Raw genomic sequence first — 14,886 nt, 5'->3', positions numbered from 1 at the left:
GTTTACCGCTCATTGAAGCCAATGACCGGCCTGCATACGGGAGCCCTTAATGACACTTTCCACTCGAATTGCGCCGCACCTTCCTTATCTGCGCCGCTATTCCCGCGCCCTTACCGGCACTCAGACTTCCGGCGACGCGTATGTCGCCGCCGTTCTCGAAGCCATCATCGCCGATCTCACGATTTTCCCGGATACGGCGAATGACCGGGTGGCACTCTACAAACTGTTTACGCAATTGTTTGGTTCCACCGCAGTCCAGATTCCAGAACCCACCTCGCCCTATGCCTGGGAACAGCGCGCCACGCTCAACCTTTCCAAGGTTTCGCCAGGCGCCCGTCAAGCCTTCCTGCTCGCCTCCGTAGAGAATTTCCGCGTCGCCGAGATCGGCGAAATCCTGGAACTCGACGAACAGGATGTCATGCGTCTGCTCGACATGGCCTCGCAGGAGATTTCCCGTCAGGTCGCAACCGACATCATGATCATCGAGGACGAACCGCTGATCGCCATGGATATCGAGCAAATGGTCGAAAGCCTCGGCCATCGCGTCACCGGCATTGCCCGCACGCACGCCGAGGCCGTTGCGCTCTACAACAAAACCAAGCCGAGCATGGTTTTGGCCGACATCCAGCTGGCCGACGGCAGCTCCGGCATCGACGCTGTCAACGACATCCTCAAGACGTCTAGCGTGCCGGTGATCTTCATCACCGCTTTCCCGGAAAGGCTTTTGACCGGCGAGCGGCCCGAACCGACATTCCTCGTCACCAAGCCCTTCAATCCAGACATGGTCAAGGCATTGATCAGCCAAGCTCTTTTCTTCAACGAATCGACCAGAGTGGCTGCCTGAGACGCAATTTTCCGGCCTTCGGAACCAAATCGCCAAAACAGGCGTTCCGGTGTTACCGGGACGCTCCGGTGGCTTTAACGGTTTTTGCAGCGCTTTGATCTAGAGTTGACCGGCGGCGTCTCTAAGGGCGCGTCCTTCAGCGACGTTCAAGATGTCACAAGGAAAGGCGGCCGAGTGAATACGACTGAACCATTGTCCGGCATGCCTTTTACCTTCGAAGGCAAAGCCGCAATGATGGAACGCGCGCTCGGCAGCGCCGGGATTTCAATCCTCTGTCAGGACGCCCGGCTTTCAATCTTCTACGCCGAAAATCTGCCGCCGCATTTCGCGGCGCTCTTCATGCCGGGCGGCGGCGATGCTGCCCTCTTTGGCGACGCGCACGGCCGGTATCTGACGGCACTAAAACACAAAGTGCTGGAAACCGGTATCCCCAACAATGCCGAGGTCGAGATTGACGTCGACGGCGAAATGCGCAGTTATGAGCTGAAGATCCAGCGCACCGGCGAACGTGGCACACATGGACTTCTGTCGGTAATGGCTGAAGTGACCGAAAGCCGACATCGTGAAAAAGTGCTGAAATCGCTGCTGCGCGAACTCTCGCACCGCTCGAAGAACCTTCTCGCCATCATCCAGGGCATCGCCACCCAGACGGCGCGCAACACGCTCTCTCTCGACAGCTTCCTCCTCAAGTTCCGCGGACGGCTGCAATCGCTTTCCAATTCGCAGGATCTGATTACAGACTCGAGCTGGCGCGGCGCCTATCTCTTCGAACTTGCCGAAAAGCAATTCGCCCCCTACTGGCCGGAAACGGCCGGCTCCATGCCGATCTACGGCATCAACGCCCATCTGACGCCGAATGCCGCCGTGCATCTCGGGCTCGCCCTCCATGAACTCATCGTCAACTCCGCCTCCTACGGCGCGATTTCCGGTGGCGCCGCTTCGATCACGTTGAATTGCCGCGACGCCATGATCGGCGACAGGAAGGCGATCGAAATAACCTGGGTAGAGGTGCTGCAGAACCAGTTGGAAATCCACGAATTCAGCGACAACAGCTTCGGCCGCACCGTGCTGGAGCGTGTCGTGCCCTCGTCGGTCAACGGCAAGGCGGAGCTGAGCCTCGTGCCCGGCCGCATCGAATATCGCCTGATCATTCCGGAAAGCGAATTCGAAATCTTTAAGCGCCTGTGAAAGCCCGGGAAAGCAAACCAGAAAACAAACCGTCGCAAACGGAAAAACAGCCGGTGCGAGGGCGGCGCACCAGCTGTCTTCACTCACCGGGAGGGGACCGTGAGTACGTCCGGATGGTGGGTTGGGGGCGCGCATGTTGGGTCGATGCGGTCACCATCCAGATATCGCAATAACGACGACATCCAACATTGGTTCCCTCCACCAACAAAAAAATCCGACTTTTTCGAATCTTTTTTTGGAAGTCCTGACGCTGACACACGTCCCACCATTTCACCGATATCGACCAGTGAAAATCAGTGAAAGGAAACAGATAGTTATCTAGGGATAAACAACAGAACGCTCTCAAAATTTTACCGTTTGATAAATTTTTAAACCTGAGTTACGCTTTCCCTCACAGGCCGTTTACCAATAATGAGGGAACTTCAATGGAACGACTGGAAACGGGGATTCATGCCGGCCGGCTTTCGCCCGCCGAGTATGAGGCTAATTTTTCCGATCTTCATCCGCGCCTCGACAATCATGAGGCGCTGGTCGCCGCCGACCGCTGTTATTTCTGTTACGACGCGCCGTGCATGACGGCCTGTCCCACCTCGATCGATATTCCGCTGTTCATCCGGCAGATTTCGACCGGCAATCCGATCGGCTCGGCCAAGACGATCTTCGATCAGAACATCCTCGGCGGCATGTGCGCTCGCGTCTGTCCCACCGAAGAGCTTTGCGAACAGGCCTGTGTGCGCAACACGGCAGAAGAACGCCCCGTCGAGATCGGCCGGCTGCAGCGTTATGCGACCGATGCCGCCATACAGGCCGGCAGGCAGTTCTACGCCAGGGCCGAAGCATCAGGAAAGACGATCGCCGTCGTCGGCGCAGGCCCAGCCGGCCTTGCCGCCGCCCATCGTCTGGCCGTGAAGGGCCACTCCGTCGTCATCTATGACGCCAGGGAAAAATCCGGCGGCCTCAACGAATACGGCATCGCCACCTATAAGACGGTCGATGATTTCGCCCAGCAGGAAGTCGACTACATCATCTCGATCGGCGGCATCGAAGTTCGCCAAGGCGCTCTTCTCGGCCGCGATTTTTCGCTCTCCGATCTGCAGGCGCAGTATGACGCCGTCTTTCTCGGTATCGGCCTTGCCGGCGTCAACGCCCTGCGCATCGACGGCGAGAACTTTGCAGGCGTCGACGACGCTGTCGATTTCATCGCGGCACTCCGCCAAGCCGAAGAAAAGAACGAAATAGCTATCGGCCGCCGGGTCGTCGTCCTCGGCGGCGGCATGACGGCGATCGACGCTGCCGTTCAGGCAAAGTTGCTCGGCGCCGAGGAGGTGACGATCTGTTACCGCCGCGGCAAGGAGCACATGAACGCGTCGGAATTCGAGCAGGATCTGGCAAGCTCCAAGGGCGTCATCATCCGTCACTGGCTGGCGCCGAAATCGATCCTGTCACAGGACGGCAAGGTTGCCGCCATCGAGGTGGAATATACGAGGGTTCTTGACGGCCGCCTCATCGGCACCGGCGAGACCGGCGTGATCGCCGCCGACCAGATTTTCAAGGCGATCGGCCAGAACTTTGACGCCTCGGGCCTCGGTTCGCTGCGCATGGAATCCGGCCGCATCGCCGTCGATGTCGAAGGCCACACCTCGCTCGATGGCGTCTGGGCCGGCGGCGACTGCGTCTTCGGCGGCGACGATCTTACGGTTTCCGCCGTCGCCCATGGTCGCGACGCAGCTGAATCCATCCATCGCACCCTGTCTGCTGCAGCCGCTCCGGCTGTCGCGGTTGCTTGAAGGGGAGAATGAACAATGGCTGATCTCCGCAATAATTTCGTCGGCATCAAGTCTCCGAACCCGTTCTGGCTGGCGTCCGCGCCGCCAACCGACAAGGCCTATAACGTCGAGCGCGCCTTCAAGGCAGGCTGGGGCGGTGTGGTCTGGAAGACGCTGGGCGAGGAAGGCCCGCCCGTCGTCAACGTCAACGGCCCGCGCTACGGCGCGATCTGGGGCGCCGACCGCCGCCTGCTTGGTCTGAACAATATCGAACTCATCACCGACCGCGACCTCTATACCAACCTCAGGGAAATGAAGCAGGTCAAGATGAATTGGCCCGATCGGGCGCTGATTGCTTCGATCATGGTGCCCTGCGAGGAAGAGGCCTGGAAGTCGATCCTGCCCTTGGTCGAGGAAACCGGCGCCGACGGTATCGAGCTCAATTTCGGCTGTCCGCACGGCATGTCGGAGCGCGGCATGGGCTCCGCCGTCGGCCAGGTGCCGGAATACATCGAAATGGTCGTACGCTGGTGCAAGCAGTACACCCGCATGCCGGTCATCACCAAGCTGACGCCGAACATCACCGATGTCCGCCGTCCTGCCCGCGCTGCCAAGGCCGGCGGCACCGATGCCGTCTCGCTGATCAACACGATCAATTCGATCGTCTCCGTCGATCTCGACAACTTCGCCCCGAACCCGACCGTCGGCGGCAAGGGCAGCCACGGCGGTTATTGCGGCCCGGCCGTCAAGCCGATCGCGCTCAACATGGTGGCCGAGATTGCCCGTGATCCCGAAACCTACGGCCTGCCGATCTCAGGCATCGGCGGCATCACCACCTGGCGGGACGCCGCCGAATTCCTCGTCCTCGGCGCCGGCAACGTTCAGGTCTGCACGGCAGCGATGACCTATGGCTTCAAGATCGTGCAGGAGATGATCACGGGCCTCTCCGACTGGATGGACGAAAAGGGCCATCGCAGCCTCGACGACATCACCGGCCGCGCCGTGCCCAACGTCACCGACTGGCAATATCTGAACCTCAACTATATCGCCAAGGCGAGGATCGATCAGGATGCCTGCATCAAATGCGGCCGCTGCTACATCGCCTGTGAGGACACTTCGCATCAGGCGATCACCAACTTCATCGACGGCGTTCGCCATTTCGAGGTGATGGACGAGGAATGCGTCGGCTGCAATCTCTGCGTCAGCGTCTGCCCGGTGGAGAACTGCATCACCCTGGAACAGCTTCCCGCCGGCACCCTCGACAAGCGCACCGGCCGCATCGTCGACCCAAACTACGCCAACTGGACGACGCACCCAAACAACCCGATGGCGCGTCAGGCGGCGGAGTAACGATCTGCGACGCCGCGGAAACAATGATCCGCGGCGTTGGATCTCGCCGGCAACGTTCGCAGCGTCAGCCCCCTTCGCCGAATGACTTCCGATAGGCATGCGGGCTCGTGCCCAGCCGTTTGCGGAAATGGTGGCGCATTGTCGCCAGCGTGCCGAAGCCGCTGGTGGCAGCGATATCATCGAGCGATACCGCAAGCTCCCTTTCGAGAAGGTCGCGCGCATGCCGCATCCGCTCCTTCAGCAGCCATTCGCCGACACTGAGACCCGTTGTCGCTTCGAAGCGCCGTTGAAAAGTACGCATGCTCATGCCTGCTCTTTTGGCAAGCAGGCTGATCGGCTGCTCCTCGGAAAGGCTTTGACGCATCCATTCAATCAGTGGCCCGAGGCGAATGCCCTCGCGTTCCTGCGGAACCGGCGCGTGGATGAACTGCACCTGTCCGCCTTCGCGGTGCGGCGGCACGACGAGGCGGCGGGCGACGCTGTTTGCGGCCGCCGCGCCGAAATCGCCGCGCACCACATGCAGGCAAAGATCGATGCCGGCAGCACTGCCCGCCGCCGTCAGCAGGCTGCCTTCATCGACGTAGAGAACGTCGGGATCGAGGGCGATGTCCGGATAACGGGCGGCGATCGAGGCGACATAGCGCCAATGTGTCGTCGCCCTGCGGTTGGCGAGCAGCCCCGATCCGGCAAGAACCGCAACGCCGGAGCAGAGTGACATGATGCGCGCGCCGCGTTGACGCGCCGCCTTGAGCGCTGCGGCGAGCGGCGCCGGCACCGGCGCATCGATCGCCCGCCAGCCGGGCACGACGATCAGATCCGCCTCGTCGAGCACCTCCAGCCCCTTGTCGACCGCGACCGTCAGCCCTCCGGCGGCGTGAAGCGGCCCCGGTTCGATGCCGCAGACCGAGAAGCGATACCAGTCTTCGCCCATCTCCGGGCGCGGCAGGCCGAAGACTTCGTAGGCGATGCCGAACTCGAAGGTGCAGAGCCCGTCATAGGCAAGGGCTGCGACCAATGGTCCTTTCGTCTGCGGCAGTGATGAGTTTGGCATGATCTTTACGCTGTCGGTCGTTATGGCCAGTTTCGCAAAGTTCTAGCATCGGCGATACCAGGCGACAATTGCACCATGAAAGGAAAAACGATGCCAAGCCCCGTTGCCGAAATGCCTGCCGCAGCCCCCGATACTGCCGCCGCCCACTATGCCGCCAAGCTCGCCTTCGAAACCGACTGCTCGGATGTCCACGCCGCCTTTGCCGGCGCCAAGGTCGATTTCATTCTTCTCGACGTCCGCTCGCCGGCACTGTTTGCGCAGGCCCATGTACCGGGCGCGATCAACCTGCCGCACGGCAAGATGACCGCGCACCGCATGTCGGAATGGTCGGGGGATACCCTGTTCGTCGTCTATTGCGCCGGTCCTCACTGCAACGGCGCCGACAAGGCCGCCTTCCGTCTCGCCAATCTCGGCCTCCATGCCAAGCTGATGGTCGGCGGCATGACCGGCTGGGCCGACGAGGGCTTTATCTTCGAAAGCGCAGCCATCGCCGCCGCATAGCAGAACGCTCCCCTCACGGTGCGAGGGGAGCACATGTCTCAGAACTCGATAACGACCTTGCCGAACGGGCCGCGATAGAGATGATCGAGCGCCTGCGGCAGGTCCTCGAAAGCATAACGTCTGTCGATCACAGGCTTCAGCCCCGTCTGGTCGACGGCGCGCACCAGATCCTCCAACCCCCGGCGGTGGCCGACCGAAATTCCCTGCACGACGGGCGCCTTGAGAAGCAAGGGCGCAGCAGGCGCCGAGACTTCAAAGCCCTCGAACACGCCAATCACCGAAATCCGGCCGTTGACCGCCACGGCCTCCAGCGCCCGGCCGAGATGCGGCCCACCGACGATTTCCAGCACGTGGTCAGCGCCATAATCGCCGGTCAGTTGATAGAGCTGCTCCACCCAGTCGCGCTCCTGGCGGTTGATCAGATGATCGGCCCCGAGCGCCGATGCACGTTCGAGCTTTTCGCTGCTGCCTGATGTGATGAAGACTTCGGCGCCATGCGCCTTGGCAATCTGCAGGCCGAAAAGTGCAACCCCGCCGGTTCCCTGCACCAGCACCTTGTCGCCGGCCTTGAGCTTGCCGCATTCGATGAGCGCAAACCACGCCGTCAGCCCGGCGCAGGGCAGCGTACTTGCTTCAGCCGCATCGAGTGTATCAGGCGCAAGCGCGAACCATTCCTCGGAAAGCACCATGTGCTCGGAAAGTACCCCAGAATAAAAGCCGCCGCGCGTCTGATAATGTGGATTGCGGGCAGTTCCAGGCCCGCGTCCATCGATCCAGTCCGGGTTAAAGGTGGAGATCACCCGATCGCCGGGTTTGAAGCGCGTAACATCAGGCCCGACGGCATCGACTACGCCTGCCATGTCCGAGGCCGGCACGAAGGGGAACTGCAATGGCAGGCCCATGCCGCTATCAAGCACCAGCCTGTCGCGGAAATTGAGGGAGACGGCCTGCGTCCGCACCCGGATCATCGTGCCTGACACCTCAGGAATTCTGCCTTCGCCGATCTTCAGATTGGCCTCCGGGCCGATGGCATCGGTCTGCCATTGCCTTGTCGTCTGCATCTTTCTGCTCCTTCTCAATAGGCGGAGCAGCAGATATATCGTTGAATATTCCTCTCTAGTTGAGATATTAAATCGCCAGAATGGTGCCATTGAGGAAACAAAGATGGAGCAGTTGAAGGGAATTTCGATCTTTGTCGAGACGGTCGAGGCCGGTGGTTTCTCGGCCGCGGCCGAGCGACTCCATCTCACTCGCTCGGCGGTCAGCAAGACGATTGCAAGGCTCGAAGAGCGGCTCGGCGTCCGGCTCTTCAACCGCACGACCCGTGCCCAAAACCTGACCGACGAAGGCCGGTTCTTCTACGAGCGTTGCCTGAGAGCCGTCGAGGAAATCCGCATCGGCGAGGCCCAGCTTGAATCGGGCAAGCGCGAAGTCCGCGGCAGACTGCGTGTATCGATGCCGGCGCTTTTCGGGCGCCAGTGTGCCGCTCCGATCCTGACCCGCCTGCTCGACGACCATCCGAATCTCGAACTCGACTTCTCCTTCAGCGACCGCGTCGTCGATCTTCTGGAGGACGGCTTCGACCTTGCCGTGCGCAACGGTCCGCTGAAGGACAATCCCGACCTGATGACGCGGGCGATCGCCCGACAGCCCATGACCGTCTGCGCTTCGCCCGCCTATCTGGAAAAATACGGGGTGCCACAAACGCTGGACGATATCGCTCATCACCAGGGCATCGTCTATCGCCGCGGCGACAACGACAAAGCCTGGACCTTTCCGGCAGCGGGAGGGCCCGCACGCGAAGTTCTGCCGAAATCGCGGCTGCGGCTTGACGATCTCGCCTCGATAGCCGACGCGGCGGTAAAAGGGCGCGGGCTAGCCTGGCTCACGTGCTGGCTGGTGCGCGACAGGGTCTTGTCGGGCGAACTCGTGCGGGTTCTGACCGATAGACCGCCGAGCGTCTTCGAAGCCTACGCCGTCTGGCCGAGATCGCCCGTGATGTTGCCAAAGGTGCGCCTTGCCATCGATATGTTGGCAGCAGATCTGCCGCGCCTGATGGGTTGAGGTTGCTCTCTGGCAGTCTCGTCCGGCTGCGCCTTAAAAATCCGACGGAGGCGAACAACGAGCTGCAAAAAGGAGCGGAAGCCCATGTTTTTCTATGGGTTTCCCTGGAAATACCGGGATGCTGCAATATATCGCTAATTTGCCATCACGCATGAACGGCATCCAATGCCATTTACTTAGAACACGGTCCGCATGTCACTTCGCAGCGTGCTGCGCGCACAAACAGCAGATTGCCACGCCGAGGTCGACAAGCTTTTCGGCACGTTCGATCTCTCCAATAGACAGCAATATAGAACATTCCTGCGTGCACATGCCAGGGTCGTACCGGCGGCCGAAGAGGCCCTCGAGGATGCAGGAATTGCCCGCCTGCTGCCCGACTGGCCGGAACGACGGCGCACGCAACTACTGCTCGCCGATATCCGGGAGCTCGGCGATTCGTTGCCCCCGCCTCTTCCGCCGCCGGCATTGTCCTGCGAGGCAGCGCTCTGGGGCGCCCTCTACGTGCTTGAAGGCTCCAAACTCGGCGGCGCCCTGCTTGCCAAGTCCGTGCCCGATCACCTGCCAAGCAGCTACCTGCGCCTTCAAGGCCCGAAGGGCGCCATGAGGAGCTTCATGGATCGTCTCGATGCCAGCGATCTAGACGATCCGGCCGCTGCCATTTCCGCGGCCCGCAGCATCTTCGACCTCTTCCTCAAAGCCGGGCAACTCGAACTGGAAGCCGTCCCATGAGCGGTACGTTTGAACCCGTCGATCTCACCAATTGCGACCGTGAGCCCATCCACCAGCTTGGATCGGTTCAACCCTTCGGCTTTCTGTTGGCGATATCCTCGGACTGGATTGTCACGCGCGCTTCGGAAAATCTGATGGAGTTCCTCGGAATTGCGCAGGCCCACGCGCTCGGCTGCCCTGTCACCTCGCTGATCACGCCTGAGGCACTCCACACGATCCGCAACAAGCTGACCACGCTGCGCGGTTCCGATGTCGTCGAGCGCATTTTCGGGCTCGCTCTGATGCCCGATCAAAACCGGTTCGACGTTGCCGTGCACCTGAACGAAGGTCAGGTGATCATCGAAGGCGAGCGCTGCCAGGAAGACAGACGAGACTCCCCTTCGCTCTCCATGCGCAGCATGATGTCCCGCCTCGATCACACGGAAACGATGGAGGCTTTCTTTCGCGAGGGGGCAAGGCAGGCGCGCGCTTTGACCGGGTTCGATCGGGTCATGGTCTATCGCTTCGACGACGGCGGTTCCGGCGAGGTGGTGACGGAAGCTGCCCGGGCTGGCATCGGTTCGTTCCTCGGGCTGCACTATCCGGCTTCCGACATCCCGGTGCAGGCGCGCGCGCTTTATCTGCGCAACCTGTTCCGCATGATTGCCGATGTCGACGCCGTCCCCGTGCCGGTCCTCCCGCAACTCGACGAGTACGGACAGCCGCTCGATCTCTCCATGTCGGTCCTGCGTTCGGTCTCGCCAATCCACATTGAATATCTGAAAAATATGGGCGTCGGCGCGTCGCTCTCCATATCGATCGTCGTCGACGGTAAGCTCTGGGGCCTGTTTGCCTGCCATCACTACGGCCCACGTCTTCCCTCGGCGCAAAGCCGATCCACCGCCGAACTTTTCGGCCAGATGTTTGCTTCGCGCCTTGAAAGTCGCGAACGGCGCCTCGCTCTTGACTACGAGACCAAGGCGCGTCGCATCGCCGATCGGCTTCTCACCTCCGTCGCAGACAATGCCAGCCTGCTCGATGATCCCGCCTGGTTGATCGAGGCGCTCGCCGACGCCATTCCCGCCGATGGCATCGGCGTCTGGATCAACGGCCGGCTGGCACTGGCTGGCATCGGGCCGGATGAGAAGAGCTTCGCAGCCCTCGTCCGCCACCTCAACCGAAATGCCGCCGGCCGCATCTATGCCGTCGACAGGCTGGCTGAGACCTATCCCGATCTCGAGCTCGACGATGCGGTGGCCGGCATGCTCGCCATCCCGATCTCGCGTTCGCCGCGCGACTATGTCGTGCTTTTCCGCCAGGAGCGGGTGCGCACCGTCCGCTGGGCTGGCGACCCGCACAAGCCGGTGGAATATGGTCCGAACGGTCCGCGGCTGACGCCGCGCAAGAGTTTCGAGGCCTGGTCTGAACTGGTGCGCGGTCGCTCGCTCCCCTTTACCGCGGCCGAGCGCCGCGTCGCCGAAACGATCCGCGTCACGTTGATCGAGGTGGTACTGCGTCTCACCGACGAGGCCAGCATGGCGCGCCAGACTGCAAACGAGCGCCAGGAACTGCTGATCGCCGAGCTGAACCACCGCGTCCGCAACATATTGAGCCTCATCACCGGGATCATCCGGCAATCGCAGGGGACCTCGGTCAGCGTTGACGACTACATTCGCCAGATCGAGGGCCGCGTCCAGTCGCTCGCGCGTGCCCATGATCAGATCACCCGCGATCATTGGGCGCCCGCTTCGCTGCGCCAATTGCTGCTGGCAGAGACCGCTGCCTATCTCGGGAAAAATGCGCAACGCATCCAGATGAGCGGCGAGGACGTGCTCTTGGAACCGCAGGCCTTTTCCACCGCCGCCCTGGTTTTCCACGAGTTGATGACCAACAGCGCCAAATATGGCAGCCTTTCCGGCACCGGCAGCGGTACCGTCCAACTCGGCTGGCACTGCGACGACGACGGCAATCTGCGCATTGCCTGGCGCGAAAAGGATGGTCCGCCCGTTGTCGAACCCAAACGCCATGGCTTCGGTTCAACGATCATCCGTCGTTCGGTTCCCTATGACCTCAGCGGCAAGGCCGAGGTCCGCTACGTCAAAGACGGGGTCGAAGCGGATTTCTGTATTCCGGCACGATATGTCGTCAAAGCGACGAGCGAACGGTTAGATTCGGCTCCGGATGGCGCGGCCGACCGCAAGACAATCCCCGACGATCATCAGCCGCTCTCGGGCCTGAAGGTGCTGCTGGTGGAAAACAATCTGATCATCGCCATGGATGGGGAAGACATCCTGCGCCGACTGGGCGCCGACGTAGCAACGGCGCCAAGTGTCGCTGAGGCGATGGAAATCCTCGCCGGCCAGTCGTTTGATCTGGCGCTTCTCGATGTCAATCTCGGGGATGAGACGAGTTTCGGCATTGCCGACCGACTGGCAGCAGACGGCGTGCCCTTCGTTTTTGCCACAGGCTACGGGGAAGGCATCGCCCAGGCGAACAGCCATTCTGGCGCGCCCGTGTTGCAGAAGCCCTATACGATGGAAGGCGTGACGGACACCCTGGTCCGGGTGCCGCTGCGCAAAAGGCAATAAACCTCAGGCTTCGGAGCGACCCGGTCGCAGCCCGCCGATAAAGAGCTGTTCCAGAAACCGCGCCGCATCCTCGAAGCGTCCCTCGCCGGAATGTTCCTGCCCGAGCACGGCACGCACCTGGACGTCGAAATCCGCATAGTGCTGCGTCGTCGACCAGATGGAAAAGATCAGGTGGTAAGGATCGCATTTGGCGATCTTGCCTGATTTCGCCCAGGCGCGGATCACCTCCGCCTTCTCGTCGACCAGTTCCTTCAGCGGCCCCTTCAACTCGTCTTCGATATGCGGCGCCCCCTGTAGCACCTCATTGGCGAAGAGCCGGCTCTCGCGGGGAAAATCGCGCGCCATCTCCAGCTTGCGTCTTATATAGCTGCGGATCTCCTCCTCCGGATTGCCCTCGGCATCGAAGGCGCGTAGCGGCTCCAGCCAGGTGTAGAGCACCCGGTCGATCAGCGCCCGGTGCATCGCTTCCTTGGTGCGGAAATAATAGAGCAGGTTGGGTTTCGACATCCCGGCCACTTCGGCGATCTGGTCGATGGTCGAGCCGCGGAAGCCGCTTGCCGAAAACACGTCGAGCGCTGCCTCCAGGATCTGCTCTTCCTTCTCCTCCTGGATCCGCGTTCGTCTGAGGGTTTTCGCTGCTCTCGGTATGGTCACAGGCTGTCGTTTCCCCTTGAAATTCAACTTCTTCGCTCAAGATTAAGCTGGAGGACGACCCTGCCGCTTTCTTGAGCAACTGCCCGTATTTTTATCGGCAATTTTCGTGATTTTCGTCTTGAGCCCGGCGGTGGAAGTTGTAATGTTTACCAATCGGTCAAATTATCCGCCAGATGAAAAACAAAGGCAACTGGCGATTTTCCGGCGCTCGACAAAACCAATAAGGGGGCGCAGGAAAGGACCACGGGAACAGGCGGGCATGCCACTTCGCATGGCTGCCGCAAACAGGTGAGGGCTTGAAGAATGGTGGCAGCACCAGGCGAAAACATGCGCGTCAATGGCGACCGTCTCTGGGACAGTCTCATGGACATGGCGAAGATCGGCCCCGGCATTGCAGGCGGCAACAATCGTCAGACGCTGACGGACGCCGATGCTGAAGGCCGCAGCCTCTTCAAGACATGGTGCGACGAGGCCGGCCTGACCATGGGCGTCGACCGCATGGGAACGATGTTCGCGACGCGGCCCGGCACCGATCCCGATGCCCTGCCCGTCTATGTCGGTTCGCATCTCGACACCCAGCCGACCGGCGGCAAATATGACGGTGTGCTCGGCGTGCTTGCAGCTCTCGAAGTCGTGCGCACCATGAACGATCTCGGCATCAAGACCAAACATCCTGTTGTCGTGACCAACTGGACCAACGAAGAAGGCGCGCGTTTTGCCCCTGCCATGCTGGCCTCAGGCGTCTTCGCCGGCGTGCACAGCCTGGATTTTGCCTATAATCGCAAGGATCCCGAGGGCAATCTGTTCGGCGACGAGTTGAAGCGCGTCGGCTGGATTGGCGACGAAGAGGTCGGCGCCCGCAAGATGCACGCCTATTTCGAATATCACATCGAGCAGGGACCGATCCTCGAAGCCGAGGAAAAACAGATCGGCGTCGTCACCCATTGCCAGGGCCTGTGGTGGCTGGAATTCACGCTGACCGGCAAGGAGGCCCATACCGGCTCGACGCCGATGAACCTGCGCGTCAATGCCGGTCTCGCCATGGCCCGTATCCTGGAAATGGTTCAGGGCGTGGCAATGGGCGAGCAGCCCGGCGCCGTCGGTGGTGTCGGCCAGGTGTTCTTCTCCCCGAACTCGCGCAACGTGCTGCCCGGCAAGGTGGTCTTCACCGTCGACATCCGCTCGCCCGACAAGGCCAAGCTTGATCGCATGCGCGCAAAGATCGAAGCGGAAGCGCCTGACATTTGCGATGCTCTGGGTGTCGGCTGTTCCATCGAGGCGATCGGCCACTTCGAGCCGATCACCTTCGACGAAAAGCTCGTCGCCTCGGTTCGCGCAGCCGCCGAGCGCCTTGGCTACAGCCATATGAACCTCATCTCCGGCGCCGGCCACGACGCCTGCTGGGCCGCCAAGGTCGCGCCCGCGACGATGGTCATGTGCCCCTGCGTCGGCGGGCTCTCGCACAACGAGGCGGAGGAGATTTCCAAGGAATGGGCGACGGCGGGCGCCGACGTGCTGTTCCATGCGGTGGTGGAGACGGCGGAGATCGTGGTGTGATGGCGCCAGACCAGCCAGCAACCTATCTCGATTATGCTGACGCTTTTAAGTTCTATAACCAGCGAACTGCAGACGACCTTGCATGGGCCAATGCCAATGTGACGCCGGTGAACGAAGGTCCGTGGGGCGACGTCCCTGCCGCGCAAATTTACTATATTGGCATCGACCTAGCAGGCGAGCGAATCAGGCTTCCGCAATTATCGAGCTTCTGGCGATATAAACCTACTGCTGTTCAACTGGCCGATTCAGATGACCGCGACCCACATACGCCCCATCGAACCTATTATGTGTTCGGGCGTGAGTCGAGCGTCGTTCGGATCGAACTCGGCCCTTCCATGCCCGGCATATTGATCGAACGCCCCAAAGGCAGCCAACCCGTACAGTCAACCGGGCTGATCGACGGCAAGGATTTCTACTTTCGCGAAAGCGATGGTTCTTGGTCAATGTCAGTCGGCGGCACTGATGTCGTTGACCAGCCCGACTGGTATTGTGAGGAAGAGCATGACACGCCCGATGAGCTGAGTGAGGAGGCCATCTACGGCCTTATCGCCAAGGGCGCAGCACTCCTGCGAAGTGGTACGCCCACAATGGCAGTTGAGCAGTAACAACAACAGA

General features: G+C 61.1%; 13 protein-coding genes. 10 read left to right on the top strand and 3 right to left on the bottom strand.

Going from position 1 to position 14,886, the window contains the following annotated elements; translation table 11 throughout:
* Window positions 1-49 precede the first annotated feature (49 nt).
* The 4 genes from HJB83_RS20105 (at window position 50) to preA (ending at window position 5,148) form a co-directional block, all read left to right on the top strand.
* A complete protein-coding gene (locus HJB83_RS20105) occupies window positions 50-844 on the top strand; it encodes a response regulator (RefSeq protein ID WP_003581798.1) in 795 nt (264 codons plus the stop codon).
* Between the two features lie 192 nt (window positions 845-1,036).
* Window positions 1,037-2,032, top strand: a complete 996-nt coding sequence (locus HJB83_RS20100; protein ID WP_221132343.1) for a sensor histidine kinase — start codon at window positions 1,037-1,039, stop codon at window positions 2,030-2,032.
* 425 nt (window positions 2,033-2,457) lie between these two features.
* On the top strand, window positions 2,458-3,819 hold the full coding sequence (locus HJB83_RS20095) for an NAD(P)-dependent oxidoreductase (RefSeq protein ID WP_221132326.1): 1,362 nt from the start codon (window positions 2,458-2,460) through the stop codon (window positions 3,817-3,819).
* Between the two features lie 15 nt (window positions 3,820-3,834).
* Window positions 3,835-5,148 carry an NAD-dependent dihydropyrimidine dehydrogenase subunit PreA gene (preA, locus tag HJB83_RS20090; RefSeq protein ID WP_221132325.1) on the top strand — a complete coding sequence of 438 codons (1,314 nt, stop codon included), beginning with the start codon at window positions 3,835-3,837 and terminating at the stop codon, window positions 5,146-5,148.
* Between the two features lie 64 nt (window positions 5,149-5,212).
* Here preA and ftrA read toward each other — a convergent pair whose 3' ends face one another.
* Window positions 5,213-6,199 carry a transcriptional regulator FtrA gene (gene ftrA / locus HJB83_RS20085; RefSeq protein ID WP_207581498.1) on the bottom strand — a complete coding sequence of 329 codons (987 nt, stop codon included), beginning with the start codon at window positions 6,197-6,199 and terminating at the stop codon, window positions 5,213-5,215.
* Between the two features lie 90 nt (window positions 6,200-6,289).
* Between ftrA and HJB83_RS20080 the strand changes: the two genes are divergently transcribed.
* Complete coding sequence (locus tag HJB83_RS20080) at window positions 6,290-6,700, top strand: rhodanese-like domain-containing protein (protein WP_207581499.1); 411 nt, start codon at window positions 6,290-6,292, stop codon at window positions 6,698-6,700.
* A 38-nt stretch (window positions 6,701-6,738) separates the two neighbouring features.
* Here HJB83_RS20080 and HJB83_RS20075 read toward each other — a convergent pair whose 3' ends face one another.
* Window positions 6,739-7,761: an NAD(P)-dependent alcohol dehydrogenase gene (locus tag HJB83_RS20075; protein WP_207581500.1), complete on the bottom strand. Its 1,023-nt coding sequence runs from the start codon at window positions 7,759-7,761 to the stop codon at window positions 6,739-6,741.
* Between the two features lie 103 nt (window positions 7,762-7,864).
* On the opposite strand from HJB83_RS20075, the gene HJB83_RS20070 reads away from it, so the two are divergent.
* The 3 genes from HJB83_RS20070 (at window position 7,865) to HJB83_RS20060 (ending at window position 12,060) form a co-directional block, all read left to right on the top strand.
* Window positions 7,865-8,764 carry a LysR family transcriptional regulator gene (locus tag HJB83_RS20070; RefSeq protein WP_221132323.1) on the top strand — a complete coding sequence of 300 codons (900 nt, stop codon included), beginning with the start codon at window positions 7,865-7,867 and terminating at the stop codon, window positions 8,762-8,764.
* Between the two features lie 192 nt (window positions 8,765-8,956).
* On the top strand, window positions 8,957-9,493 hold the full coding sequence (locus HJB83_RS20065) for a biliverdin-producing heme oxygenase (RefSeq protein WP_207581502.1): 537 nt from the start codon (window positions 8,957-8,959) through the stop codon (window positions 9,491-9,493).
* On the top strand, window positions 9,490-12,060 hold the full coding sequence (locus tag HJB83_RS20060) for an HWE histidine kinase domain-containing protein (RefSeq protein WP_221132322.1): 2,571 nt from the start codon (window positions 9,490-9,492) through the stop codon (window positions 12,058-12,060). Before HJB83_RS20065 ends, HJB83_RS20060 begins: the two co-directional genes overlap by 4 nt.
* A 3-nt stretch (window positions 12,061-12,063) precedes the next feature.
* On the opposite strand, the gene HJB83_RS20055 is transcribed toward HJB83_RS20060, so the two are convergent.
* Window positions 12,064-12,741 carry a TetR family transcriptional regulator C-terminal domain-containing protein gene (locus HJB83_RS20055; RefSeq protein ID WP_207581504.1) on the bottom strand — a complete coding sequence of 226 codons (678 nt, stop codon included), beginning with the start codon at window positions 12,739-12,741 and terminating at the stop codon, window positions 12,064-12,066.
* Between the two features lie 276 nt (window positions 12,742-13,017).
* Between HJB83_RS20055 and HJB83_RS20050 the strand changes: the two genes are divergently transcribed.
* Together HJB83_RS20050 and HJB83_RS20045 are read left to right on the top strand one after the other, a co-directional pair.
* A complete protein-coding gene (locus HJB83_RS20050) occupies window positions 13,018-14,271 on the top strand; it encodes a Zn-dependent hydrolase (protein ID WP_221116562.1) in 1,254 nt (417 codons plus the stop codon).
* A complete protein-coding gene (locus HJB83_RS20045; protein WP_221116561.1) occupies window positions 14,271-14,876 on the top strand; it encodes a hypothetical protein in 606 nt (201 codons plus the stop codon). Before HJB83_RS20050 ends, HJB83_RS20045 begins: the two co-directional genes overlap by 1 nt.
* Window positions 14,877-14,886: the final 10 nt, after the last annotated feature.

The organism is Rhizobium sp. NZLR11, assembly GCF_019685115.1.
Classification (GTDB): Bacteria; Pseudomonadota; Alphaproteobacteria; order Rhizobiales; family Rhizobiaceae; genus Rhizobium.
This window is presented reverse-complemented; position numbering and strand designations above follow the sequence as displayed.